This is a genomic window from Rhizobium sp. Root149 (assembly GCF_001427345.1).
Taxonomy (GTDB): domain Bacteria; phylum Pseudomonadota; class Alphaproteobacteria; order Rhizobiales; family Rhizobiaceae; genus Neorhizobium; species Neorhizobium rhizoryzae.
In genome coordinates, this window is sequence record NZ_LMGD01000020.1 from 195,399 (window position 1) to 219,680 (window position 24,282).

General features: G+C 58.4%; 26 protein-coding genes and 1 tRNA gene. 13 read left to right on the forward strand and 14 right to left on the reverse strand.

Annotation, left to right across the window (positions count from 1 at the left end; translation table 11 throughout):
• Window positions 1-204 precede the first annotated feature (204 nt).
• From ASD54_RS13040 to ASD54_RS13080, 9 genes are all read left to right on the forward strand, one after another.
• The gene (locus ASD54_RS13040; RefSeq protein WP_244484752.1) at window positions 205-771 is read left to right on the forward strand and encodes a sigma-70 family RNA polymerase sigma factor; all 567 of its coding nucleotides are present in this window, start codon (window positions 205-207) and stop codon (window positions 769-771) included.
• On the forward strand, window positions 768-1,424 hold the full coding sequence (locus tag ASD54_RS13045; protein ID WP_062555036.1) for a ChrR family anti-sigma-E factor: 657 nt from the start codon (window positions 768-770) through the stop codon (window positions 1,422-1,424). The genes ASD54_RS13040 and ASD54_RS13045 overlap by 4 nt, the downstream gene beginning before the upstream one ends.
• Before the next feature lie 59 nt (window positions 1,425-1,483).
• Window positions 1,484-1,888, forward strand: coding sequence for a DUF2177 family protein (locus tag ASD54_RS13050; protein ID WP_062555037.1), 405 nt, complete (start codon window positions 1,484-1,486; stop codon window positions 1,886-1,888).
• A 91-nt stretch (window positions 1,889-1,979) separates the two neighbouring features.
• Window positions 1,980-2,642, forward strand: a complete 663-nt coding sequence (locus ASD54_RS13055; RefSeq protein WP_062555038.1) for a hypothetical protein — start codon at window positions 1,980-1,982, stop codon at window positions 2,640-2,642.
• On the forward strand, window positions 2,635-3,051 hold the full coding sequence (locus ASD54_RS13060; RefSeq protein ID WP_062555039.1) for a phage holin family protein: 417 nt from the start codon (window positions 2,635-2,637) through the stop codon (window positions 3,049-3,051). The genes ASD54_RS13055 and ASD54_RS13060 overlap by 8 nt, the downstream gene beginning before the upstream one ends.
• Entirely contained in the window at window positions 3,051-4,052 is a 1,002-nt protein-coding gene (locus tag ASD54_RS13065) for a DUF3618 domain-containing protein (protein WP_062555040.1), read from the forward strand. Before ASD54_RS13060 ends, ASD54_RS13065 begins: the two co-directional genes overlap by 1 nt.
• A gap of 86 nt (window positions 4,053-4,138) precedes the next feature.
• The gene (locus ASD54_RS13070; RefSeq protein ID WP_062555041.1) at window positions 4,139-4,954 is read left to right on the forward strand and encodes a DUF1206 domain-containing protein; all 816 of its coding nucleotides are present in this window, start codon (window positions 4,139-4,141) and stop codon (window positions 4,952-4,954) included.
• 15 nt (window positions 4,955-4,969) lie between these two features.
• Entirely contained in the window at window positions 4,970-5,719 is a 750-nt protein-coding gene (locus tag ASD54_RS13075) for a phosphatase PAP2 family protein (RefSeq protein ID WP_062555042.1), read from the forward strand.
• A 43-nt stretch (window positions 5,720-5,762) separates the two neighbouring features.
• On the forward strand, window positions 5,763-6,527 hold the full coding sequence (locus ASD54_RS13080) for a glycosyltransferase (RefSeq protein ID WP_062555043.1): 765 nt from the start codon (window positions 5,763-5,765) through the stop codon (window positions 6,525-6,527).
• On the opposite strand, the gene deoA is transcribed toward ASD54_RS13080, so the two are convergent.
• From deoA to ASD54_RS13130, 10 genes are all read right to left on the reverse strand, one after another.
• Window positions 6,528-7,838 carry a thymidine phosphorylase gene (gene deoA / locus ASD54_RS13085; RefSeq protein ID WP_062555044.1) on the reverse strand — a complete coding sequence of 437 codons (1,311 nt, stop codon included), beginning with the start codon at window positions 7,836-7,838 and terminating at the stop codon, window positions 6,528-6,530.
• A gap of 6 nt (window positions 7,839-7,844) precedes the next feature.
• A complete protein-coding gene (deoC, locus tag ASD54_RS13090) occupies window positions 7,845-8,615 on the reverse strand; it encodes a deoxyribose-phosphate aldolase (RefSeq protein WP_062555045.1) in 771 nt (256 codons plus the stop codon).
• 101 nt (window positions 8,616-8,716) lie between these two features.
• Window positions 8,717-9,520, reverse strand: a complete 804-nt coding sequence (locus ASD54_RS13095; RefSeq protein ID WP_062555046.1) for a purine-nucleoside phosphorylase — start codon at window positions 9,518-9,520, stop codon at window positions 8,717-8,719.
• Complete coding sequence (locus ASD54_RS13100; protein WP_062555047.1) at window positions 9,517-9,909, reverse strand: cytidine deaminase; 393 nt, start codon at window positions 9,907-9,909, stop codon at window positions 9,517-9,519. The genes ASD54_RS13095 and ASD54_RS13100 overlap by 4 nt, the downstream gene beginning before the upstream one ends.
• Before the next feature lie 6 nt (window positions 9,910-9,915).
• Window positions 9,916-10,887: an ABC transporter permease gene (locus ASD54_RS13105; protein ID WP_062555048.1), complete on the reverse strand. Its 972-nt coding sequence runs from the start codon at window positions 10,885-10,887 to the stop codon at window positions 9,916-9,918.
• A gap of 10 nt (window positions 10,888-10,897) precedes the next feature.
• The gene (locus ASD54_RS13110; protein ID WP_062555049.1) at window positions 10,898-12,001 is read right to left on the reverse strand and encodes an ABC transporter permease; all 1,104 of its coding nucleotides are present in this window, start codon (window positions 11,999-12,001) and stop codon (window positions 10,898-10,900) included.
• 103 nt (window positions 12,002-12,104) lie between these two features.
• Entirely contained in the window at window positions 12,105-13,616 is a 1,512-nt protein-coding gene (locus ASD54_RS13115) for an ABC transporter ATP-binding protein (RefSeq protein ID WP_062555462.1), read from the reverse strand.
• Window positions 13,617-13,698: 82 nt separating this feature from the next.
• A complete protein-coding gene (locus ASD54_RS13120; protein WP_062555050.1) occupies window positions 13,699-14,691 on the reverse strand; it encodes a BMP family ABC transporter substrate-binding protein in 993 nt (330 codons plus the stop codon).
• A 241-nt stretch (window positions 14,692-14,932) separates the two neighbouring features.
• Entirely contained in the window at window positions 14,933-15,586 is a 654-nt protein-coding gene (gene msrA / locus ASD54_RS13125; protein ID WP_062555051.1) for a peptide-methionine (S)-S-oxide reductase MsrA, read from the reverse strand.
• Between the two features lie 78 nt (window positions 15,587-15,664).
• Window positions 15,665-16,018: a hypothetical protein gene (locus tag ASD54_RS13130; protein ID WP_244484753.1), complete on the reverse strand. Its 354-nt coding sequence runs from the start codon at window positions 16,016-16,018 to the stop codon at window positions 15,665-15,667.
• A gap of 175 nt (window positions 16,019-16,193) precedes the next feature.
• Between ASD54_RS13130 and ASD54_RS13135 the strand changes: the two genes are divergently transcribed.
• Together ASD54_RS13135 and ASD54_RS13140 are read left to right on the forward strand one after the other, a co-directional pair.
• Window positions 16,194-16,283: transfer RNA gene (locus ASD54_RS13135), tRNA-Ser, on the forward strand.
• 78 nt (window positions 16,284-16,361) lie between these two features.
• Complete coding sequence (locus ASD54_RS13140; RefSeq protein ID WP_062555052.1) at window positions 16,362-18,014, forward strand: site-specific integrase; 1,653 nt, start codon at window positions 16,362-16,364, stop codon at window positions 18,012-18,014.
• A gap of 23 nt (window positions 18,015-18,037) precedes the next feature.
• Here ASD54_RS13140 and ASD54_RS13145 read toward each other — a convergent pair whose 3' ends face one another.
• The gene (locus ASD54_RS13145) at window positions 18,038-18,538 is read right to left on the reverse strand and encodes a hypothetical protein (RefSeq protein WP_062555053.1); all 501 of its coding nucleotides are present in this window, start codon (window positions 18,536-18,538) and stop codon (window positions 18,038-18,040) included.
• Between ASD54_RS13145 and ASD54_RS13150 the strand changes: the two genes are divergently transcribed.
• A complete protein-coding gene (locus ASD54_RS13150; protein WP_062555054.1) occupies window positions 18,537-18,773 on the forward strand; it encodes a hypothetical protein in 237 nt (78 codons plus the stop codon). The genes ASD54_RS13145 and ASD54_RS13150 overlap by 2 nt on opposite strands.
• 95 nt (window positions 18,774-18,868) lie before the next feature.
• On the opposite strand, the gene ASD54_RS13155 is transcribed toward ASD54_RS13150, so the two are convergent.
• The 3 genes from ASD54_RS13155 to ASD54_RS13165 form a co-directional block, all read right to left on the reverse strand.
• Window positions 18,869-20,167 (reverse strand): hypothetical protein, encoded by a 1,299-nt coding sequence (locus ASD54_RS13155; protein ID WP_062555055.1) that lies wholly within the window; start codon window positions 20,165-20,167, stop codon window positions 18,869-18,871.
• Window positions 20,168-20,173: 6 nt separating this feature from the next.
• Window positions 20,174-20,455, reverse strand: coding sequence for a hypothetical protein (locus ASD54_RS13160; RefSeq protein WP_062555056.1), 282 nt, complete (start codon window positions 20,453-20,455; stop codon window positions 20,174-20,176).
• 291 nt (window positions 20,456-20,746) lie between these two features.
• Window positions 20,747-21,892: a hypothetical protein gene (locus ASD54_RS13165; protein WP_062555057.1), complete on the reverse strand. Its 1,146-nt coding sequence runs from the start codon at window positions 21,890-21,892 to the stop codon at window positions 20,747-20,749.
• A 321-nt stretch (window positions 21,893-22,213) separates the two neighbouring features.
• Between ASD54_RS13165 and ASD54_RS13170 the strand changes: the two genes are divergently transcribed.
• Window positions 22,214-24,070, forward strand: a complete 1,857-nt coding sequence (locus ASD54_RS13170) for an AAA family ATPase (RefSeq protein ID WP_082547204.1) — start codon at window positions 22,214-22,216, stop codon at window positions 24,068-24,070.
• Window positions 24,071-24,282 lie beyond the last annotated feature (212 nt).

A 24,282-nucleotide genomic window follows, 5' to 3' on the forward strand; every position in this document is an offset into this window, starting at 1 on the left:
TGCTTAGCCTCTACGGCGGCAATCACGAAACGGATTGCTGATAAATTTCTTTTCCCTCCCATGATCCGCCGCCGGATGTCTGGCGTAACGCCAATCATGAGCTTGACTGTTTCCATCTCGGCAAGGACGTGCCACAACGAACAACAAGCGGCCAAACGGCCGCGTGCTCGCGTTCAGCTTGGCCAAAGGATGAAACGGACTGATTTGACTACGCCGGAACATGAACTTTCCCCGGCAGACTTGTCCAAGTTGCTGACCCGTGTCGGGCAGCAGCGCGACGTGGATGCCTTTGAAACACTGTTCCGCCATTACGGGCCGCGCGTGCGCTCCTTCATGGCGATGAAGACCAGGGACACGCAGCTCGCGGAAGAGCTGATGCAAGAAACGATGATGGCCGTCTGGAACAAGGCGGTGCAGTTCGATCCGGCGCGAGGCAATGTCTCCGCGTGGATCTTTACCATAGCCAGAAACCAGCGGATTGACGCGTTTCGTCGCAAACGCCCGATGTTCGATGAAAATGATCCGGCGTTTGTGAAGGACGATATCCCGCCTGCGGATCTGGAGCTCGAAGAGCGCCAGGATGCGGAGCTTCTTCGCAAGGCCATGGAAACACTGCCGCCAGAGCAGCTCGACGTTCTGAAGCGTGCCTTCTTCGATGAGGCATCGCATTCGACGATCGCGCAGGACATGGGTATTCCTCTTGGAACTGTGAAGTCCCGTATCCGGTTGGCCTTTGAGAAATTGCGTTCGACCCTGGAGGCCGTGCGATGAACGTTCAACATCAAGTCAGCGACGAGCTTCTGCTCGACTACGCATCTGGAAACCTGTCGGAAGGCTGGAGCTTGGCTGTTGCCACGCATCTCGCGCTTTGTCCGCAGGCTCGCCGCCGCCTTCAGGCCATGGAAGGTGCGGCCGGTGCCTTGTTCGACAAGATTTCCGTCAGCGCAAAGGCGACGGACGCCGACTGGGACAAGATGAAGGCGAAGCTTTCCGGTTCTCGGAGCGCTGGTCATACTGTTGCCCGGCCATCCCAATCGGAAGGCGTCATCCCGGAGCCGCTGCGCTCCTATCTGGGTGGCGATGTGTCCAGCCTGAAGTGGAAGGCACTTGGACGTGGCGCCTATCAGATCCGTATCGATACCGGGGATCCGGACACCCAGGTGCGCCTGCTTCGCATTCCGGCCGGAAAGCCGGTGCCGGAGCACACGCATGACGGTCGTGAGTTGACGCTTGTTCTGGCTGGCAGTTTCCACGACGGTCAGGACCTGTTTGCCCGTGGCGATCTGGAAGAGGCAGATGGCTCGCTTCTCCACACCCCGACCGCCACGGAAGGTGAGGACTGCATCTGTCTTGCAGTGACGGAACGTCCACTGAAATTCTCAAGCTGGGTCGTGAGAATGATCCAGCCAATCCTCAAGATCTGAGGTTCCATCAGCCGGTCCCCTGACCGGCTGATTTTTTTGGTAAGTGAAAGGAAGTACTGATGTATGTCTACGTGGTGGCCTACCTTGCGACAGCGGCAGTCTTCTTCGGTCTCGATTTTGTCTGGCTCGGCAAGGTCGCGACCGGCTTCTATCGAAGCCAGCTCGGCGACATGATGCGCGAGCGCCCGGATTTTCTGGCAGCCGGTGCCTTTTATCTGATCTATGTGGCCGGTCTCGTCTATTTCGCCGTACAGCCCTATCTGTCCGGCGGCAGCTGGACGCAGGCGCTGTTGTCCGGCGCAATCCTCGGTCTCATCGCTTACGGGACCTATGACATGACCAATCTTTCCACATTGAAAAACTGGCCGCTCGCCATGAGCCTCGTGGATATGGCCTGGGGAACGATCCTCTCCGGTGTCGCGGCCGCCGCAGGCCTTGCGATCACGCAAAAAATTGTCGGCTGAGCCGCTTTAACAAGCTCCACTCTTCTCTGGAACAAAGCGCATTCACTCCTGTTCGGTCCTGCAGAGCCAGGATCGTCAACAGGAGAGAGACATGACAGACAGGGACACTACCTTCCCCGGAGATGGTCGCGCGAGCGCCACCTATGGCAGCATGCGGCCGGAACCCGGTCAGACATCCGCCTCGTCCAAGCCGCCTATGGTCGAACTGAGCCAGAAGGCCAAGGATGATGTTGCCGAGGTCAAGGATATCGCAAGAGACAAGATCTCGCAGGCGACCACGAAAGCCGAGGAACTGGCCGATAGCCAGAAGGGATACGCCGCCGAGCGCGTGGCGGGACTCGCTCAGGCGATGGAAAAGGTTGGTGCCGAGCTTGAACAGGGCGAGAACCGCGAAGTCGGCCGAATGGCGCGCCAGATGGGTGAAAGTGTCCATCGGTTTGCGGACGACATCAAGGGCCGCAACATGGGCGAGATTGCAGGCATGGCGGAAGACTTTGGTCGACGCCAGCCACTTGCGTTTCTTGGACTTGCTGCAATGGCAGGTCTTGCGGCAAGCCGCTTCGTAACAGCATCGGCCAGCCGTCAGGCAGGCTCGTCTCAGACCACATCGACAGGCGATCTTCACGCTCGCCATTCTGCTGCGGAATCCGCGATGCGCCAGGCTCCTGCCACCAGTGCTCCTGCGTCCCCGCCGTCCGGCACCTCCACTGCTGGTTCCTCGATCCCTCGCACGACAGGAGCGTCGAATGTCTAATCCCGTTGAAAACCGCCCCTTGTCTGAACTTCTGACTGGCCTCGTGGGCGATGTGTCCGGCCTGTTTCGCAAAGAGATCAATCTGGCGAAAGCAGAGGCCTCTGAAAAAGTCTCCAAGGCCATGACAGGCGTCGAGATGATGGCGGCAGGCCTCGTGTTTGCTATCGGTGCCATCGGCGTCTTGCTTGCAGCAGTCGTCAGCGGGCTTTCGGCCCTCCTGCTTTCAATGGGCTTTGCTGAACGCAATGCAGACGCCATTGCAGCTGTGGTTGTGGGTCTCGTCGTCGCCGTCATTGGCTGGGGCATGATTTCGCGCGGCCTCGCTGTGTTGAAGGGCAGCTCGATGAACCTCGACCGCACGACCCATTCCCTGCAACGCGATGTTCAGGTGCTGAAGGAGAGAACATAATGGCTTATTCTACGGAACGCACCCCGGAAGAGATCGAGCGCGAGATCGAACAGGATCGCCAGCGCATCAACGCCAAGCTCGACGAAATCCAGAACCGCATGTCGCCGGGCCAGCTCGTCGATGAGGCGATCGCTTACGCAAAGGGGAGTGGCGGCGCGGAGTTCCTTTCGAACCTCACTGGTTCCATGAAGTCGAACCCGATCCCTGTGGCCTTGATGGGCGTTAGCCTGGCGTGGCTTATGTCCGGCCCGAAACCTTCGGTTCAAACGGATGTCGGAAAGTCGCAAGAGCATCCGCTGGTACCCGTGACCGGCACAATACGCCGCACCGGCCCTGTCGAGCAGATCGGTGAGAGCCGCTACAGCCACTTCACCGATGAGGCCGGCGCAAAATTCAGGGCAATGTCCGATGCTGCGGGAAATCGTGCCGGACACTTTACGGATGAGGCCGGGAGAACCTATCGCGGCTTTGCGGACAAGACAGGTCGTCAAATCCACGATATCCGGGACGAGACCGGACGCCTGTTCGACGATGCCTCGGGCTGGGTCGCTGCATCCTGGCAGGATCTCAAACATTCGGCTGCCCGTGCTGGTCACCACGTTTCGGAGGCGGGACGCAGCGCAGGCCGCACGACGATGGACATGGGCGCTTCTGTCCGGGATTCGGCACAGGCTCTCAATGAAACGATCTTTCGCCAGTTTCGTGATCAACCGCTTGTGGGTGGCGCTCTTGCTTTCGCTGTCGGCGCGGCCATTGGCGCTGCGCTTCCTCGGACAGAGCGCGAGGACGCTCTGATGGGCGAAATGTCCGATGACGTGAAAGGCAAGGTGGCGGCAGAAGCGTCTCACGCCATGGACAAGGCGGAAGCCGTGGCAACGGAGGTCTCGCACACCGCAGCCGCTGTTGTTTCTGACGTCCATGATGCTGCGAAAGACCGCATTGTTGAAGAGGCGCGTCAGTTCCGCAACCCGAGCAATGGGTCGGCGCCACGCCCGCATTAAGCGTGGGTCACCCGTTATGTCTTCGTCATGAAACAACAGAGGCCCGTCACGCGTTGACGGGCCTCTTCCTTTGAAAGATTGGACCCATGGGCAGCGAAAAATTCGAATGGATGGCAAGAGCAGGCTATGCTGCACGCGGGCTGGTTTATGTTCTTGTGGGAATGATGGCGGTCCTTGGCAGTATCGGTGGCGGTAGCCCGGATTCTGAATCCGCACTACAAATGGTGCTGTCTCAGCCATTTGGTCGTATCTGGCTCGGATTTATCGGCCTCTGTCTCATTGGATTCATTGTTTGGCGGCTGGCCCAGTCGCTTGCCAATGCGGATAACCATCCGGCTGACCTGAAGGGCTACGTGGTCAGGGCCGGATTGTTGATCAGCGCCATTACCTATAGCGGTCTGGCTCTATTTGCCGTGACACACGCATTGATGATGAGGACGGGCGAATCTGGTGGTGGCTCTTCCAGTTGGACCGCATGGTTGATGCAGCAACCCTACGGTCGCTATCTGGTCGGGATTGTTGGTCTCTGCATCCTTGGTGCTGGTGCAGCCCACATCGTCAAAGGCATCCGACGCAGCTACCATCGCTATCTGGCCTTCGACGCCAATTTGCATCCCGCGCTGGACAGTTGTTGCGTTTATGGTCTCGTCGCCAAGGGCATCGTCTTCCTGATCATTGCTGTATTTTTTCTCTTTGCGGCTTTCATGGTTGATCCGGACCAGGCAGGAAGCATGGCCGACGCCTTGACATGGGTTCGTCAATTACCCTTGGGTGGCGTGCTTTATCTCGCGATCGGTCTTGGTCTGGCCTGTTTCGGTATTTATGGCTTCGTCGAGGCCCGTTACCGTCGCGTTGCACCCCCAAGCCTCGATCAGGCCCGTCGCTCCATTCCCGCCATCTGAGGCAACAGAGTGCCAATGACGAACTTACGCTCTGCCCAATCCCTGATTGATCGTCTGAAGCGCTTCGAACTCACGACTCTTGTTTTTTTCGGCATTCTGACGGGCGGTGCGTTGCTGTTTGCCATGCTGGCAGGCGAGGTTGTGGAAGGCGATACGCACGCGCTCGACGAGGCGATCCTGCTGGCGCTTCGTCGCTCGGGCGATCTGGGAGAGACGATCGGGCCCTACTGGCTGACCCATGCCGTTCAGGACATCACCAGTCTGGGCGGCGTCACGGTGCTTTCGCTGATGACCCTGCTGACAACGGCCTATCTTGTCATTTCCCGTCGCATCAGGATTGCGATCTTTACCGCCTGTTCGATCCTGGGCGGTTGGCTTGTCAGTACTGCGCTAAAAGTCATCATCGCGCGGCCTCGTCCCGATATCGTGCCGCATCTTGTCGATGTGCGGGACTTAAGCTTTCCAAGCGGTCACGCCATGCTCTCCGCGGTGACCTATCTCACGCTGGGAGCGCTTCTGGCCCGAACGCAGACGACGAGAGCGACGCGTCTCTTCATGATCGCTGCAGCGCTGTTCCTGACGCTGATTATCGGTCTCAGTCGTATCTTCCTCGGCGTGCATTATCCGACCGATGTTCTGGGCGGCTGGTGTGCGGGCGCCACCTGGGCCGTCGGTTGCGCCCTGGTGGCTAGATCTTTCGTCTCGGCAAAGCCTGAACCGCAGCGCGTACATCCAAAGATGGACGATTCCCCGGCCAATGGGTAAGGAGTGATATCGCCGATGGGGCGAAGCACTGCAGGGGTATGGCGTGAAGACCTTGATCTATCAGTTCTGGAAGGGCGAGGTTCCCGACTATGCCCGCCTGAGCCGTCGTCTGTTCCGGGACTATGCCGACCGGCATGGCGCCGACTACTTCTTCGAGGAAAACCCGACCTTCTTCACCGGCAAATATGCCGAATATTATCATGCGGTTCGTCCTGTCTGGGACCCGGATTTTCACAACTATGATCGCGTGATCTACGTTGATGCAGATGTGTTTCCCAAGGACAATGCCTCCGGTGAAATCCTGACTACCGCCGTCAACCACATCGGCATGGTAGAGGAATTGGCCCAGCCCCAGCTGCGAAAAGGCCGTAAATCGCCCATCCGCCATAGCAACGACATGCGTTGGGCAGCGTTCGGCAGCGCCTTCTTTCACGCGACGCCGCCACGCACGGCGGATCGCAGTCCCCGCGTCTTCAATTCGGGCGTCATCGCCTATACCCGGGAAGGCATGATGGCGGCATACCAGCATTTTCCTGAGATCAGAACCTATGTCATGGCGATGCGCCTCGCCATTCTTCCCCGCTTCTACAGACTGGACCAGAATTATCTCGGGATTTCCTGCTTCCGCGCCGGCATGCAGTTTACCGCGCTCGAGCAGCGCTGGAACCGCATTCTCGAGCAGGGCGATATTGGCGAGGGCTATCGGGCGAAGGAAACGAAGCCGGATACCGCCTTCGTTCACTGGCAGGTGCGCAATCGCAAGGAGATCTCCGAACGCCAGATCCTCGATCTCGTGGCCAGCGCCTGATCAGCCGATCTTCTTGAGCACCGGCGGACGTGTCAGTACCGGTACGTCCGACAGCGTGTAGAGAGAAGCGACCCGCGCCGCGACCCGGTCCGCGCTCTCCTGATCCGCCGCGTGGACATAGGCAATGGGTTCACCCTTTTCGACCCGTGTGCCAAGCGGAAGAATGCGGTCCAGCCCGACACGTGGATCGATATCGTCAGAGGCGCGCATGCGCCCACCGCCGAGTTCCACCACTGCAAGGCCAAGTCCCCGTGTGTCGCACGCGGAAAGATAACCGCTTAAGGGAGCCGTGACGGCGGTAATGAACGGTGCGCGGAACATGTGGTCCTGCGGATGCGCCACGAAATCCTGCGGCCCGCCAAGGGCATGCACCATGCGGGCGAAGGTATCGAGCGCGCGACCGGAGGAGACCGACTTGCGCGCCTTTTCGACACCGTCTTCCAGCGTTTCAGCCACCCCGCCCTGCAACAGCATCTCGGCTGCAAAGGCAAAGGTAACCGTTTCAATGCGCGTACCTTGCTTTTTGCCCTGAAGAAAATCGATCGCGTGGATGACTTCCAGCGCATTGCCCGCAGCATCGGCCAATGGCTCGTTCATGTCCGTCAGCATGGCCGACGTCTTCACGCCTGCGCCGTTGGCGACCTCGACCAGCGACTGCGCCAGAGCCTCGGCATCGCCAAGTTCCTGCATGAAGGCGCCGTTGCCGAACTTCACATCGAGCACGAGGCTTTGCAGGCCTGCGGCCAGTTTCTTGGACAGGATCGAGGCGGTGATCAGCGGGATGGATTCCACAGTCGCCGTCACGTCGCGCACGGCATAGAGCCGCTTGTCGGCAGGAGCGAGATCGGCGGTCTGGCCGATGATGGCGCAGCCAACCTCCTTGATCGCCTTGCGCAGCACATCCGTGCCTGGCATGACCTGATAGCCCGGAATGCTTTGCAGCTTGTCCAGCGTGCCGCCGGTATGGCCAAGGCCACGTCCGGAAATCATCGGCACGGTCAGGCCCCAGCTGGCAACGATCGGCGCCAGCATGAGCGATACGTTGTCTCCAACGCCGCCGGTCGAATGCTTGTCCACGATCGGCTTGCCGGTTTCCGACCAGTTCAGCACATCGCCGCTGTCGCGCATGGCAAGCGTCAGTGCAATGACCTCATCGCGGTCCATTCCCCTGAAGAAGGTTGCCATGGCAAAGGCCGCAACCTGGCCTTCCGAAATGCTTTCGTTGGTCAGGCCCTTGATGAATGCGCGGATCAGCGCCTCAGACAGCGCATGGCCGTCGCGTTTACGACGAATGATTTCCTGCGGCAGCATGATCGATCAATATCCGGTGGAGGCGCGCGGAGACGTGGAGCCGCTCAGCACGGCGCTGATATCGTCCAGCAGACCGGACGCGCCGAAGCGGAAGGTGGAGGGCATCAGCCAGTTGGCACCCATGATGGTTTCCGCAAGACGCAGGTAGAGATCGGCATCGGCGACAGTTGAAATGCCGCCTGCGGGCTTGAAGCCCACCTTCTTGCGGCTGTCGCGAATGGCCTGCAACATGATATCGGCTGCTTCCAGCGTTGCATTGACCTGCACCTTGCCGGTGGAGGTCTTGATGAAATCCGCACCCTCGGCAATGGCCAGCTCCGAGGCACGGCGAATAAGAGCCGCATCCTTGATCTCGCCAGTTTCCAGAATGACCTTCAGGCAGGAATCCGGGCATGCGGCGCGAACCGCGCGTACCATCTCGCTGACGGAGACCTCGTCGCCACCCAAGAACTTTGAATAGGGGATGACGAGATCGATTTCATCCGCGCCATCGGTGATTGCCTTGCGCGTTTCTTCCACGACCTCTGAAACGGGCAGATTGCCGGACGGAAAATTGACCACCGTTGCGATGCGAACCGGATTGCTGGTGCCGAGGATGCCCCGCGCCTGCGCTACGAAACGGGGCCAGATGCAGATGGCGGCCGTATTTCCGTTCGGCCCTTGCGCACGCTTGCACAGTGTCTCGATGGCGGATGCATCGCAATCGTCACGCAGGTTGGTCAGATCCAGAAGCGAAAGCGCAAACGCCGCAATCTCGCGCGGGCCCAGCAATTCCATGGTGATCCCTCCCGGGTTGGTCGGAGAATGCATAATTATCCTTCAATCGATTAGACGCAACCCATGGCGGGTTCGTGAATGAATTTGAGCGAGAAGGTCGTTCAGGCAAGGCTCGGCTGGCTGAACATATCCTTCAGAATGGCGGCAAGACGTTGACCGCCTTTGGGCGCCATTTCCTTGGTCTCCTCGTGGGACAGTTCGGCACCGGTCATTCCGGCCCCATAATTGGTGATCACCGAGCAGGCGGCAACCTTCAGGCCCACATAGCGCGCCAGAATGACTTCCGGCACCGTCGACATACCAACAGCATCGGCGCCAAGGGTACGCGCCATGCGGATTTCCGCGGGCGTCTCAAAACTTGGGCCCGAGAACCACATATAGACCCCTTGGAAAAGGGGCGTTGTCGTGCGGATGGCGGCATTGCGGATCGCGGTCGAAAGACCTTCGTCATAGGCATTGGTCATGCCAACGAAGCGCCTGTCCCCGGCGGTTCCGATCAGCGGGTTCATGCCGGAATAATTGATGTGATCCGTCATCTGCATGACGGAGCCGGGCGGCATGTCTTCGCGCACGGAGCCCGCCGAATTGGTGAGGATGAGTGATTGAACGCCAAGGCCATGCAAAACTTCGATCGGGAAGCGCATGGCTGCCGCATCGCCGTGCTCATAATAATGCGCGCGACCAGACAGCATGACGACGGGATGGTTTCCCAGCATCCCGGCCACCAGTTCACCCGCATGGCCCGTCACGCCGCTTGCCGGAAATCCCGGCAGTTCGGCATAGGACACCCGGACCGGATCATCCATGCCGGAGACCAGCGAGCCGAGCCCTGAACCCAGCACGATGGCATGGCGGGGCATCAGCCCGTTGAAGCGGTCGACGAGAAGGTCGATGACGGATCTCATCCGAGCATCTCGGTCTTGAACGAGAAGGGCAGCAGTTCTTCCATCGTCATAGTCTTTTGCACGCCCACCTCATCGCAGAGATAGACGCGGGTTTCCGGACCGGCGAACTCTGCAATCTTCTGGCGACAGCCGCCGCAGGGCGGGCAGAGCGCCAGCTTTTCCGCAATCACCGCCATTTCGACGATTCTGCGCCCGCCGCCCATCACCATATTGCCGATGGCGGTCGGCTCGGCGCACCAGCCCTGCGGAAAGGACAGGTTTTCGATATTCGCGCCGACATAGATCTTGCCATCATCGGCGCGGATTGCCGCGCCAACCGGAAACTTGGAATAGGGAGCGTAGGCGCGAGCCATGGCATCGCGCGCTGCTTCGAACAGGTCGTGGGACATGGAAACTCAACGCTCCTTCGTATAGGGCACGCCACCAGCCTTTGGCGGATGTGCGATGCCGATAAAGCCGGCAAGCAGGATACAGGTCAGGATATAGGGCAGTGCCTGGAAGATCTGTACCGGCACTTCACCAATGCCCGGAACCGCCTTGCCCTGCATGAAGTTGGCAAAGGCATCGAGGAAACCGAATAGCAGGCAGGCGAACATGACAGGCACCGGCTTCCATTTGGCGAAGATCAGTGCGGCCAGCGCGATATAGCCCTTGCCCGCAGACATGTCCTTGATGAAGGCGGCGGATTGCGCGATGGCCAGATAGGCGCCGGAGAAGCCGCAGAGGAAACCGGCGACCAGCACGGCGCGATAGCGCAGCCACGTGACGGAAATGCCCGCCGTATCGACGGCACCCGGATTTTCGCCAACGGCACGCAGCCGAAGACCGAAACGCGTGCGAAACAGCACCCACCAGGACAGCGGCACCGCCGCAAAGGCCATATAGGTCAGGATGTTGTTGCCGGAAATCACATTCGCATAAAGCGGCCCGATGATCGGTACATCGCGCACCACATCGACGAAGGGCAGGATGATCGGCGCAAAACGCCCTTCACCGGTCAATTGCGGCGTACGTCCGCCCTGGCCGAACCAGGCCTGACCCAGAACGATGGTCAATCCGGCAGCCACGAAATTCAGCGCGACGCCGGATACGATCTGGTTGCCGCGATTGGTGATCGAGGCAAAGCCGTGGATCAGCGAGAAGACCAGCGAAACACCAATGCCGCCCAGAAGCCCAAGCCAGGCATTGCCGGTGACATAGGCGACACAGGCGGAGGCGAAGGCGGCAGCCAGCATCTTGCCTTCAAGGCCGATGTCGAAAATGCCGGCGCGTTCGGAAAACAATCCGGCGAGAGCTGTAAACAGCAGTGGGATCGACAGTCGTATGGTCGAACCGAGGATGCTGACGACGATATCGAAGAAATCCATGACGTCCTCCTCAAGCCCGCTTGAAACGTTGGTAGATATGAACAAGCGCTGGCCGGAACATGTATTCCAGCGCACCGGCAAACAGGATCACCAGACCCTGGATGACGACGATCATCTCACGCGTGATATTGGGCATTTCGAACGAGAGATCCGCGCCGCCCTGATAGAGAATGCCAAACAGCAGTGCCGCGAAGATGATGCCGACCGGATGGCTTCGACCCATCAATGACACCGCTATGCCGACGAACCCTGCACCGCCGACGAACTCGACCTGCAGGCGCGCCGATGCTCCCATGACAGGATTGAGAGCCATCATGCCTGCAAGGCCGCCTGAAATCAGCATGGCGATGATGACCGTGCGCGAATAGGGAATGCCTGCATAGACAGCCGCCGAAGGGCTGATGCCGAGCGTGCGCATCTCGTAGCCGAGCTTCGTGCGCCAGATCAGTAGCCAGACCAGATAGCACATCACGAGCGCGATGATGAAAGAGACGTTGAAAGGCGCAGGTCCGAGCTTCGCTCCGAAGAGCGCCATCAGCCAGTCCAGCTTCGGCAATTGACCACCCGGCAGGAAGGTGCGGGTTTCCGGCGCCATCTTGCCCGGAACGATCAGCACGTTCACCAACAGATAGACCATCAGCGCCGCGCCGATGAAGTTGAACATGATGGTGGTGATGACGATGTGGCTTCCGCGCTTGGCCTGCAGCCAGGCGGGAATGAACGCCCAGCCCGCGCCGAAGAGTGCCGCGCCCATGATGGCGAACGGCATGGTGACATACCACGGAACATATTGATCGAGCGCAAGCGCCACGAGAGCCGCACCCAGGCCACCAATATAGGCCTGACCTTCAGACCCGATATTGAACAGGCCCGCATGAAAGGCGACCGCGACGGATAAGCCCGTGAAGATGAAGCTCGTGGTATAGAACAGCGTGAACCCGATGGCGTCTCCGCGACCGAGCGCACCTTCGATGAGCAGGCGGAGCGCCGTGAACGGATTTTCACCGATCCACCAGACCACGAGGCCGGAAATGAAGAAGGCCACAATCAGGTTGAGCAGCGGAATCAATCCGTAGTTTATCCAGTTGGGCAAGGGTACGGAGGCTGTGCTCATGGGCAGGTGGTCCTCATCGTCATGGAGACGGTGCGGGCGAACCCGATCTCCCTGCTCTCCATGCCGTCAGAATAGGGGGGGATGATGCTGTGGGCGGGAAGGGTCATGCCGCAATCCCCGCCATCATCAGGCCAAGTGTCTGTTCGTCCGCTTCCGGCGTTTTTTCGCCGACGATCCTGCCCGCGAACATGACGATGATACGGTCGGAGAGCGAGCGGATCTCGTCGAGCTCGACAGAGACAAGCAGGATGGCCTTGGAGGCATCCCGCATTTCGACGATGCGCCGGTGAATGAATTCGATGGCACCGATATCGACGCCGCGTGTCGGCTGGCCGATGATCAAGGCCTTCGGATCGCGCTCGATCTCGCGGGCAACGACGATCTTCTGCTGGTTGCCGCCGGAGAAATTGGCGGTCTTCAGCCGCGGGTTCGGCGGCCGAATGTCGTATTTCTCGATCTTCTCGACAGCTTCTGCCTGGATGGCTTTCAGGTCGAGCAGGGCGCCTTTGCCGTATTTCGGATCGCGGTGATAGCCGAGGACTGCATTTTCGTACTCCTCGAACTTCAGCACCAGACCCATGTGGTGCCGGTCTTCAGGAATATGCGCAAGCCCCAGTTCGCGCAGGCGTGCAGGGTCTGCATTGGCAATGGGCTTGCCATCGATGAGGATTTCGCCGGAGGAGGGTTTGCGGATACCTGCAATGGCCTCCAGCAATTCCGATTGGCCGTTTCCGGCAACGCCTGCAATACCGACGATCTCGCCTTCCCGCACATCGAAGGAGACGTTGTCCACCATGGTCACGCCACGGCTGTCCTTGACGGTCAGGTTCTTGACCGACAGCAGGATCTTGCCGGGATTGGCTTCGCCCTTTTCCACGCGCAGCAGCACGCGGCGACCGACCATCAGTTCCGCCAGTTCCTCCACCGTGGTCTCGGCAGTCTTGCGCGTCGCTACCATCTCGCCGCGGCGCATGACGGAAACCTCATCAGTGATTGCCATGATCTCGCGCAGCTTGTGGGTGATGAGAATGATCGTCTTGCCCTGGTCGCGCAGGACTTTGAGTACCTTGAACAGGTGGTCCGCTTCGGCAGGGGTCAGAACGCCGGTCGGTTCATCCAGGATGAGGATGTCTGCGCCGCGATAGAGAGCTTTGAGAATCTCCACGCGCTGCTGCGTTCCGACGGGCAGGTCTTCGATGACAGCATCGGGGTTGACCTTCAGGTCGTACTCGTCCTCCAGGCGCTTCAATTCCTTGCGCGCCGACGAAACGCCCTTGGCCAGCAATTGCCCGCCTTCCGCGCCCAGCATGATGTTTTCCAGAACCGTGAAGTTCTCGACCAGCATGAAATGCTGGTGCACCATCCCAATCCCGGATGCGATCGCCGTCTGGCTGTCCTTGATGCTCAAGGCCTGGCCGTTGATGCGGATCTCCCCGCTATCGGCCTGATAGAAGCCGTAGAGAATGGACATGAGTGTGGATTTACCGGCACCGTTTTCCCCGATGATGCCGTGAATTGTGCCCTTTTCCACCTTCAGGTGGATATTCTTGTTGGCATGAACAGCACCGAAACTCTTGTCGATGCCCACCAGTTCGATCGCTGGGTTATGGCTCACGCGTCTTGCCTTTCCTTTCCGGAAGCCGGACATGAAGAGGGCGTATGATGCACCGTTTGCACCATACGCCCCCTCGCGTTGATTACATCGGGCAGCTGTTGCTCGACATGTAGTCGTGAACCTTGACCGTTCCCGCAATAATATCGGCCTTCGCCTTTTCGACGGCGGCCTTCATTTCCGGCGTTACCAGCTTGGCATTATTGTCGTCCATCGCGTAGCCGACGCCGTCTTCCTTCACGCCATTGGCCTGGATGCCGCCGGTGAACTTGTCGGAAGCGGTATCCTTGTAGGCGTTGTAGACAGCCAGATCGACGCGCTTGACCATCGAGGTCAGGACGGAACCCGGATGCAGGTGGTTCTGGTTGGAATCCACGCCGATCGAAAGCTTCTTGTTGTCAGCTGCCGTCTGCAGAACGCCGAGACCCGTTGCACCGGCTGCCGCGTAGATGACATCCGCGCCCTGGTCGATCTGGTTCTTCGTCAGTTCACCGCCGCGAACCGGGTCGTTCCATGCAGCACCGGTGGTGCCGGTCATGTTCTGGAGAACCTGGATCTTTGCATTTGCAGCCTTGGCGCCCTGGGCGTAGCCGCAGGCAAACTTGCGGATCAGCGGAATGTCCATGCCGCCGATGAAGCCGACCTTGCCGGACTTCGAAGCCAGGCCCGCCATGACGCCGACGAGGTAAGAACCTTCCTCTTCCTTGAAAACGACCGAGCGAACGTTCGGCAGCTTGACGACGGAGTCAACGATCACGAACTTGGTGTTTGGAAACTCGGCAGCAACCTTCTCCATGGCCGATGTCCAGGCGAAGGACACGGCAACAACCGGGTTAAAGCCCTTGGAGGCGAAGTTGCGGATTGCCTGTTCGCCCTGCGTGTCGCTGGTCGGCTCGAAATCGCGGTAGTCGGTACCCGTTTCCTTCTTGAACTTCTCGGCGCCCTGATAGGCCGCTTCGTTGAAGGATTTGTCGAACTTGCCGCCCGTGCCGTAAACCAGCGCCGGCTTGACATCAGCGGCCAGAGCCGTGGTCGAAAGCGCGGCCAAGGCAAGAATTGAGAGAAGGGTTTTCTTCATCGTGCAGCCCTATTATTTTTAGCGTTCATCATGGGTCCCCCCGCATGCCCTGTTCGAGGCATGTCTGCGGTCGCCAGCGGTTGTCTATTATGACTGGCTAGAGCCCATCCTTGCATGGCTGCGAAGGAAATTCACCAGAAATTTTTCATCTGGTAAAAAACGCAGATATTGTTGAAGGACTGCACAAATAAAGCCGCGGAAGCGATGAATTCCGCGGCTTTCTGATCAGAATTTCGTCAGATCAACGCTCGATCGGGCAGGAAACGCCGGTGCCGCGCAGGCCGCAATATCCACCGGGATTCTTGGCCAGATATTGCTGGTGATAGTCCTCGGCATAGTAGAACTCTTCCGCCGGCTTGATTTCGGTCGTGATCTTGGACCGGTTTCCGGCATCGTTCAGGGCTTGCTGGAAACGATCCCGCGCCGCTTCAGCCGCCGCCTGCTGTTCCGGACTGGTCGTGTAGATTGCCGAACGGTAGGTCGTGCCGATATCATTGCCCTGCCGCATGCCCTGCGTCGGATCGTGCTCTTCGAAAAAGATCTTCAGCAGCTGATCGTAGGAAACCTGCGACGGATCGAACACGACTTTGACGATTTCCGTATGCCCGGTCATGCCCGTTGTCGTTTCGTGATAGGTGGGGTTCCTGGTAATCCCTCCCTGATAACCGACAGCCGTGACCCAGACGCCTGGCGTTTTCCAGAACAGACGCTCGGCGCCCCAGAAGCAGCCCATGCCAACATAGGCAATGTTCAGATGATCTGGATAAGGACCCTTGAGAGGGTTGCCGTTGACGAAGTGGTGGGTGGCGGTCGGCAGAGGGTCCGTGCGCCCCGGCAGAGCGGTGTCTGGCGTGGGCATGACCGTCTTCTTGTTGAACATGTCGATCAAAAACATCCTTGCCTCCTTGCGTGAGCCTGCTTCCGCATTCCGACAGATTCGGTGCGGAGAGGCGCTGTGCCCCCGGAATGGAGGCTAAACCAGCAATGCTTGCGGGCGCGGGCGACGGTAGCCGATCATCCAGAACAGGAGTGACAAACCGAGAAGAACGACAAAGGCCGGTTGTGCAATGATGACGGCAAGTCCGCTGCGCCAAGCTTCAGGGTGAATATAGTGTTCAACCCACTGCTTCGCTAGGGGGAGCGAATCCGGGCTTAACGCCAGCCAGTCCTGTTCGAAGCTTGTCAGGATGACTTTCGAAGATGCGACGGATACGATGGAATCAACGGTGCCGGCGGCAATTGCCCCGAGGAGAAAAAGCAGGCTTAGGAAGCGCAAAAAGAACGCCATCGGTGCTTGATCCCTCGAGCCGGACTGGATTTTCGCCAACCTATAGGTGTCTTCCGCGGATTGCAAACGCTGCATCGCAAGGCATGGATTTGAAGAGAGTTTGGGGACAGGTCACATTTCTTTCAGAATCGGGTTGATCCTTTGAAATTCATCGGTATATATCCGCCCCGACCGCTGCTTCGCACAACACCGCAAGGCAGCCCTTGGATAGCAAGGACAGGTGGCCGAGTGGTTGAAGGCGCACGCCTGGAACGCGTGTATACGTGAAAGCGTATCGAGGGTTCGAATCCCTCTCTGTCCGCCATACCTAACCCATTGATATTTGTTCTGGATTTGCCGTTTTTCGGGAGTTTCTACCCACGAAAATACCCACGGCACCCTCATGTATCTCACCCACAGGAAGAACGGTTTTCGGTTCCAGATCGCGGTTCCTGTCGATCTGCATCTGCGTCTCGGCCGAACACCTATCCGAGTTCCGCTCGGCCTAATCCCGGTCTCCGCCGCTCGCCGGATTGCGCGTTTACTCTCCGGTCACGCCGAAAGGCTATTCATCGAGCTTCGTTCAATCAGCCAGCAGAATATGACGACCGACCCGAGAGACATCATCATTGCCGAACTGACGGCCCATATCGACACCCTCATTGAGGGCTTCCGCGAGTACAAGGAGAGTGTGTACCGCCTGCGCAAGTTCGAGGTCGAGGAAGCGCGACTGGCGACCGAGAACGTCTATCTGGCCGAGATGGGCAAAATGAGCGACCATCTCACCTACATCGCCGATGGCATGCAGACCCTCGAAGGCAAGGTCCGATCCTTGCCTTCGAGGGACAAGACAGACGTCGGCTCCACAATGGCAGCCATCCAAGCCCAAATGATCGCGCTCTCCCAGCAGGTTCAGACATCCCTAGATGGAGGACCGGTACGTCCATTGCTGTCCGAGGTCCTGGACGAGTGGACTACAACTCGGCAAGGGCTCCGTATCGGCAAGAAAAAGGTCAAGACGGACTACAACCGCATCAAGGACTTTATGACATTCGCTGGCGATCGTCCGTTGAACAAATACATCTTCTCGGACTTCCAGAATTGGGCCAATCTTCTCGCCCGTCTGCCGGAGAGTCATCGGAAACGGGCAACGGTTCGTGATCTTTCTCTGCTAGAAGCTGCCGACTACAATGACAGCCTGCCCCGGAAGAGCCGGCTGGCAACGCTCACCGAGAAAACGATCGATACCAATTATCTGAGTCCCTTGAGAACCTTCTTCCGGGAGATGGCCGCAGACCATTCCTTTCGCTATCCACTAGCGGATGCCGACGTCAAAATTTCCGCCAATGCGTCCGCGTCGGTCGAGCGCCAACCCTTCGACGTCGACGAACTAAATCAGTGGTTCGCGCACTCAGCCTGCGAGATCCGAGCGGACATGAAATGGCTGCCTCCTCTGGCGGCGATTTCCGGCGCTCGAATCGGAGAATTGATCTTCCTTCAAGGCAAGGACGTGTCTTTGATGGACGCGGAAGACGGAACCGAATATTGGGTCATCGATCTTCGCACGGACCTTGATGATGGCGAAGGTGATACGGAGGCGCGCAAGACCAAGACCAAAGCGTCGAGACGGCTGATCGCCCTTCATTCAGTATTCGTGGAGACGGGCTTCATCGAGTATGCAAAATCGCGTCGTGATGAAGACTGGCTGTTCCCCTCCGCCTTCTACCACGGGAGAAAGAAGGTCGCGGACCCGGCCGATGCCGCCAGCAAGCGCATGGGTCGCGTCCTCCGAAAGGTGGGCATTCACCAGAGGCTTGAGAAAGTCTTTCATTCAAGCCGCCACTCAGCGAAAGACATTATGCGCCTCGCGCGCGTGGATCAGAGAACGCATGACCTTCAGACAGGCCACGCACTGGGAAGCGTCTCCGCGCGATATGGCTCAAAAGTTCTCGTGCGGGAGGAAGTCGAAGTGCTTGCAAGTCTTCCACTTCCCAAAGGTCTTGACCTTTCCCCCTATGTGGAAAGCCGCCAACCTACACAACGCGGTCGGAAGTAACGGCAACGGGGAATCCGGCTCATTTATCTCGGTCTTGGAGCGGGTGGCGGAGCGGCGGCGCCTGCATCGTCGGTCGCGTCCGAAGCCGCAGCCGTTTGGCGCTCGATTTCCCACCGCATCGCTGCCAGAGCTGCTTGGTCCCGGATTTCGTCTTCAGTACGGTCATACCCGATGATGCGCAGCGCGATCCAATCCCCGGTCATTATCATCTCCCGCAGCCACTCCAAGGCCTCCGGCGGAACGCGCTCTTCGATCATGATCCGCGCGCGGTCCTTGGAGGATCGACGGTTGATATCCTTCACCAGACGGCTCCAGGAAGGGCGAGGCTTTGGTCGATCGACGGGGTACCAGATCGGCTCAAGGCCGCGTTCTCGGGCCCATGCGTCGGCGCCAAGGCCATAGTCCGGGGGAGGTATTCGGCGATCCCGGCGGAAATTATTTCCGCGTCCGGGAGGCGAGGAAGCAGCAGAGCTTTCCGGAAGAAGCGCCAGCACCGCCGACAACATGCCGAGCAGATGGAGCATGGTTCTCGAAGCAGGATCGCGGCGGCGCCGTCTGGCTACGTTGCGGCGAATCAAATCCGCGCAGGTTCTCCGTCGCTTACTCTGCTTGATTTCCCTGTCCATGCACGACCTCCTCAATCCTTCAGGAAAGGATGAGGCAGCAGAAGGACCGGCGCAAATCCGGGGCGACTATGCCGGCTACCTGAACTTCAAGCTCCGGCGCGCGTTGCATGATGAACGTTTCGGGGTGGGTTAGGATACGGCAACACTCGCCAGACGCGCTGTACGGGCCTGAATCCGGCCTTCAATTTGTGGACACAGGCCGTTTCCGGCCAAAATCACGGTCTTGGGCTAGGTCGGCCGGAAAGAGACGGCTGCGTCTCCGGGGGGCCTTAGCTTCGCCAGTTCCCGCCAGGCGGCGTCGCGCTGGATGCCGATTTCGGCAAGGCTATGCTCCATGTTGCAGCGCCTCTCTTCCGCTGCTCTTCGCGCAGCGTCGGCGGCACTGGCACGTTCGGCTGCCGCCGCTGCCTGATCCCGGAGCAGGGACATCTCCGAATCCACCGACTGCCGGATTCGATCCTCAACCTTCGATCGCCGGAATCCGTCCCAAAGCGAGCGCAGCAGGCCGGGTAGCCGTTGAATCCTTGCCGCTGCCTTCTGGACCCGTTCGGCCTCTGCCCGGACACGCGCCATCATGCTCCTTGCGCGCCGCTGTTCGGCAACCGCACGGTCCTGCGCAACCAGCGCGGCGGCGGTCGCCTCCTTCGCGGCTTCCATCTGGCGCATGGATTCGGCCCTTGCGGCGTCCGCTTCGGCTCGGAGTTTTCCGGCATCTGCTACGGCGGTTGCCGTCAGGGTCTCAGTTTCAGTCTTCGTGCGGGCGACGAAGGATTCGACCTTCCTTTGGATAGCGTCGGCACGATCGAGAGAGGCGCGCAGCGCGTTCGCCTGCGTCCTCTCGGCCTGCCACTCGGCACGCGTCAGGCGACGTCGCGCGGGGCCAAGGCGGGTCAGGCCGCACTGCAACGCCACGGTCTCGAAATATGAATCCTGCCAGGCGCGCATGGCGGCACGGTAGGCAGCGTCACCACGGCGGTTCAGCGTCTTTGAATCCTCATCTGCGCCGGGACCGGCTTGCATGACCGCAGTCTTGGCAGCTTGCCCCGGATGAAGCGCCGCTGCCTTCAGGTCCTGCGATGGCGGTAGGATGTAGGCGTGAAGGTGCCAGTAGGCTTCATCCTCATGCCGGACAACGGAGACGAGAGCATCGCCATACAGCTCCCTAAGCCAGTCCACCGTCAGTTCCTCCCAACGATCAACTTCGGCCCGCTTCCGAGGATCGGCATGGACTTCATCGACGGTGTGGGGATGGCTGGCGACGACCGTCAGCAGGGTGTGCTGATCAACGCGAATCTTACGCGGCTTTCCGCCCTTCGGTGTTGTGCGCGCTGCGGCGGCAGCCGCATCATGCAAGGATTCAACCTGTTCCGGGCTCACGCCATAGATGACGATCGGGGTTCCTGGAGACGGGACGTGGACGGATGCGGCAGGATCACGGCGCGCTTCGGCCAGAACGAATCCTGTCGAACGCCCCTTGGTGTCCGGCCTCCTTGCGTAGGATTCGAGATGGACGAATTGAAAGGCCATGCGCCGTCACCTGTTCGGATAGGCGATGGCCTGAGCATTGCTTTCCTCATCACGATCGAAGCCGATGTCCCGGCGATGTCGAACAACCCACTGCTCTACATCCGGATCGGCCCAGCCGCCTAGATGACATGCGGCGCAGTCAAGACAAAGCCAGCGGCTATCAGAGGTTTGAACGTCCGGCACGGCCTCGCAATGAGGGAGAATGTTCATGACTGTCCCATCGCCGAACCTGATGACGGCTTGCCCTTCGCATTCCATCCGAACCATCGGCCGCTCATATTTCTGCATCACGATCCTCCCGAATGATGTTCATGGAAGAATCGTGTCTGCCGGCGGAGCAAGGAACAAGAAGATTTAGTGACCGACTAAAGCTTTTCCCTCCCAACCCCTTGAGGGTTTCCAGTCAAAGCATCGGCTCTTCGAGGAGGCCTTCAGCCGGATCAGCAAGTGGACGGCGGAGCAGCACGTCCAAGGCTACGGGTACATCAGTACCGGGAGCGACCCGCACCGCAGGCCGAGGCTCGCACGGAGCGGAGCTTGCATTTGTAGTCCACTTCCGCGTCATCTACATGTTTTCTTTCACTTATCTCCGATGCTCGCTGTTGCCCGCGCAAAGGCAGTCTTCATTGTCACGACCAGTTCATCCTTTGCCGTTTCTGGGACGATGAAGCTGTCATGCACTGGCAGGACGGTGATCCGCTTCTTCACCGACATTTCCGCGAGCACAAAGCGGCACATCTCCGAATCTACGTTCTGCAACCGCAACCCTATGCCGCTATGGAAATAGCGCGCGACCTTCGGATGCCGGCCCTTTATGTCGTGGATCAGATCGCGGGCGGACACTTCGCAGCCATCGAGATACGGGAGCAGCGCGCCATGTGCCTCATGGTAGCCAGAAGCATTCAGGAGCACATTAAAGGCGATCTTGCACAACTTCCTGTCCCAACCAAGAAGCGTATAGGCATCGCCATCCAGATGCTCTCCGGCAAGCGCGTACAGTAGCCTCGGATGCAGTTGCTCGTAATCGACTTCCGTCGTGCGCTTGCCGTCGAGAATGAAGTGCTGCCGATCCTTCGACTTCACCGACTGCCACCAGCCGCCATAGAAGCGCCCTCCCTTGGTCCAGCTACCATTGAACACCCGATACAGGGACAGCATGTCCGGATACACCGAATGCTCCCCGAATCGGATCAGCTCGCCATCGAAATGGGCGTCAGGTGCGTTCAGCGAGATCTCCGTATCTGCGATCAGACGGTTGACCTTCTCCACCAGCTTCCGCTCCCGGTGCGTCCGCTCAGTGTCGCGGTAGGAGACGAGGGAACCAGCCGAATCCTTCAGCCGGATCAGCTCGCCCGGCTTCCGCCGAAGCCTCGGCGTGCTGGTACCCGCAAGCCAGGCTGCGGGCCGATAGCTCGACTGAATCCCGGTCGCCCGTCCTCCGGGCTGAAGATCATGGTCGACAAGGATTCCAGCGGCGATGAGGGCATCCACGGCAGGCACGACGGTGTCATAGGTGAACTCACGGCTCCGGTATCGGCTGCTCTCCGTCCACCACCCTTTGCGGCGTGAGTAGGAGATGCGGCGTAGCGGTTCGCGGCGTGCCGACATGATGGCATCGGCGACAATGACGGCCTGCACGTGTGCGGCCTTCGCCGACCGTGCGGTTGGCATGGAAACGTGCTTGCCGATTTCATCGACATCGACCGACCAATCGAGGCAGAGCAACCTGTCCCGATCTCCCGGCCAAATTAGTTGACGCTGTAGGGTGTGAAGTTCTGATGTCCGGGCTGGCTTATCTACCAGCCCCCGGCTCACCGACCCATACTGTGGGTCTTTACAATTTCAGCGCCGACGTTCAACATTTTCGAACACACCTTGAAAAGACCGCCGGAGGGTTCCAGCCCAATGATGGCGGTCTTTTTCATGGTCAGTTGTCGGCGCGCATGGATCAAGTGCTTATATTGGATGCCAACAAGTCCTGCAGAGGCTGGTCCTCCGAACTATACACGTTAAGATAGATGCATGATTCGGGGCCGTGGGTGTTGAATGCGGAAAAATCCAAACCTAATAAATAGTGTGGAGGTAAAATACTTCCGATCGATAAGTTCTCAGAGGATCCGCGAGTGCAAGCCTGTGAATATAATCACGGGAAGCAACGATATTGGGAAGTCTAACCTGCTGAGAGCTCTGAATCTATTTTTCAATGAAAAGGATGAGCACGGGAAAGATATTGTCTTTAGAGATGAATTTTCCCATTCTCGTCTGGATGCTGTCCGACGAGAATCAGTAAAGGGTCGCCAGTTTATTCAGATAGAAATTGAGTTTAACTGCCAAGACTCGTTCCAGAAGACCCTGCCACCACGTTTCAAGGTGCGGAAAACATGGTTCCGAGATAGCAAGACGCCAAACCTCACTCATGACCTAGAGAGGCACATAGCTCTTGGCTCTCTTCAAACGACGAAGAATAAGGCAGAGGGAAGCCTCCAGCGCTTTCTGAATTCTATTGTATTCACCTATCTCCCTGCAATTAAAGACAAAAACATCTTCCAAGCTGTTTTATCCGAACTGCAGGCAGTCCTCTTCGAAAGCAGCAGCGGAGGATTTGCCGATGACATTGATCGTTTCAGCAGCGAGCTAGAAAACCAAGCACAGGAACTTCGCCAAGCGTTCTTCGACATCACCGGAGTCGATGCTCGAATATCGCTTCCTTCAACCTATGCCGAGCTTTTCAGGGCATTCAACATCAAGACGTCTGGATCCTTTGAAGAGTCAGTAGCCCTGGACAACCGAGGCGATGGAGTTCGGGTGCGCTTCCTACCAGCCATTCTAAATTACATCGCCGAGCGTTCTCCAAAGCTTCACGTGTGGGGAATTGAGGAACCGGAAAACTCGATGGAGTACAAGAGGGCCTTCGAGCTAGCGAGCGCTATGACGTCGACTTACTGCCAGAACGCTCAGATATTCCTGACCACGCACTCACCCGCGTTCATTGATGTCACGAGGGAAGGTCAGTCGATATATATGGCGAAGCGGCAGGGTGCGGACACAGTATTTACCCACCTGAACAGTGCCAAAAAGAAAACGGTATCTGAAGAAGACCCAGCGATGCTTATTGCCGACGAGCTCGGTCATATCAAGTTGATGAACGACCTCCACGAAAAGCTGCAGGCGCGGTTGCTGGCAGCAGAAGAAGCCGAGAAAAATCTGGCCGCGGCACTGGACGAAGTGACCAAGTTGAACAAGCCCGTTCTACTAACTGAAGGGAAGACGGATGTCTTGATCCTGACAGAGGCGTGGAAGAAGCTCAGGGGCGGCGCGCCGCCTTTCGAAATCAAATCTTGCAATGTATTTGGTGATGATGAGAAAACAGACGCAGCCGGCGCTGCTCAGTTGGCAATGTGTCTGCGATCGATAATGGCGGATCACCATCACTCTGTCATTGGGTTGTTCGACCGAGACATCGATGGCCTAAAGGGGTGGAACCTTGATGCCAACTTTACCAAGTTCGGATCATACGATGACGTCAAAGTCTCCCGGAACAAGAAGGCTTATGCAATTAGGCTACCTGTTCCTGCAAAAGTTCCAGATTTAGCGAAAAGCAGTCACCATTGCGTCGAGTTCATGTTCCCGGTCGATGCTCTCAAAAAGACTCTCGAAGCGAAGGGGCTACGACTCAGGGGGCTCCCGGTCGAAACCCGGTGTGGCAACACTGTGATCACAAGCATCCAAGGCACCGAGATTTGGCAAATGATCGTAGATGACGGCAAGAAATGGTTTGCCGAGAGAATCGTGCCCACTCTTCCTGTAGAAGACTTCGAAGCATTTGAACAAGTGTTCGCCCTAGTTGATGCCATTCTTGCGCAGCCTGTAGAGGAAACAAGCGATACCGCACCTGCATCATAGTCTGCGAAAGCGGTTATCGAAGACATTTTCTCGCGGACCGAACTGAAGCCGGCATCGCTCGGCCCAGGTGCTTGATGAAGCAAGTTATGGACGATACTACCGCAACAATTGACTGCAACCGCGGGAATTGTTGACATCCGTCTGAGCTATAGATACCCATCCTCCTACCCGGACGACTAATTTGGACAGCGAGTATCAATGGGTTACGGACA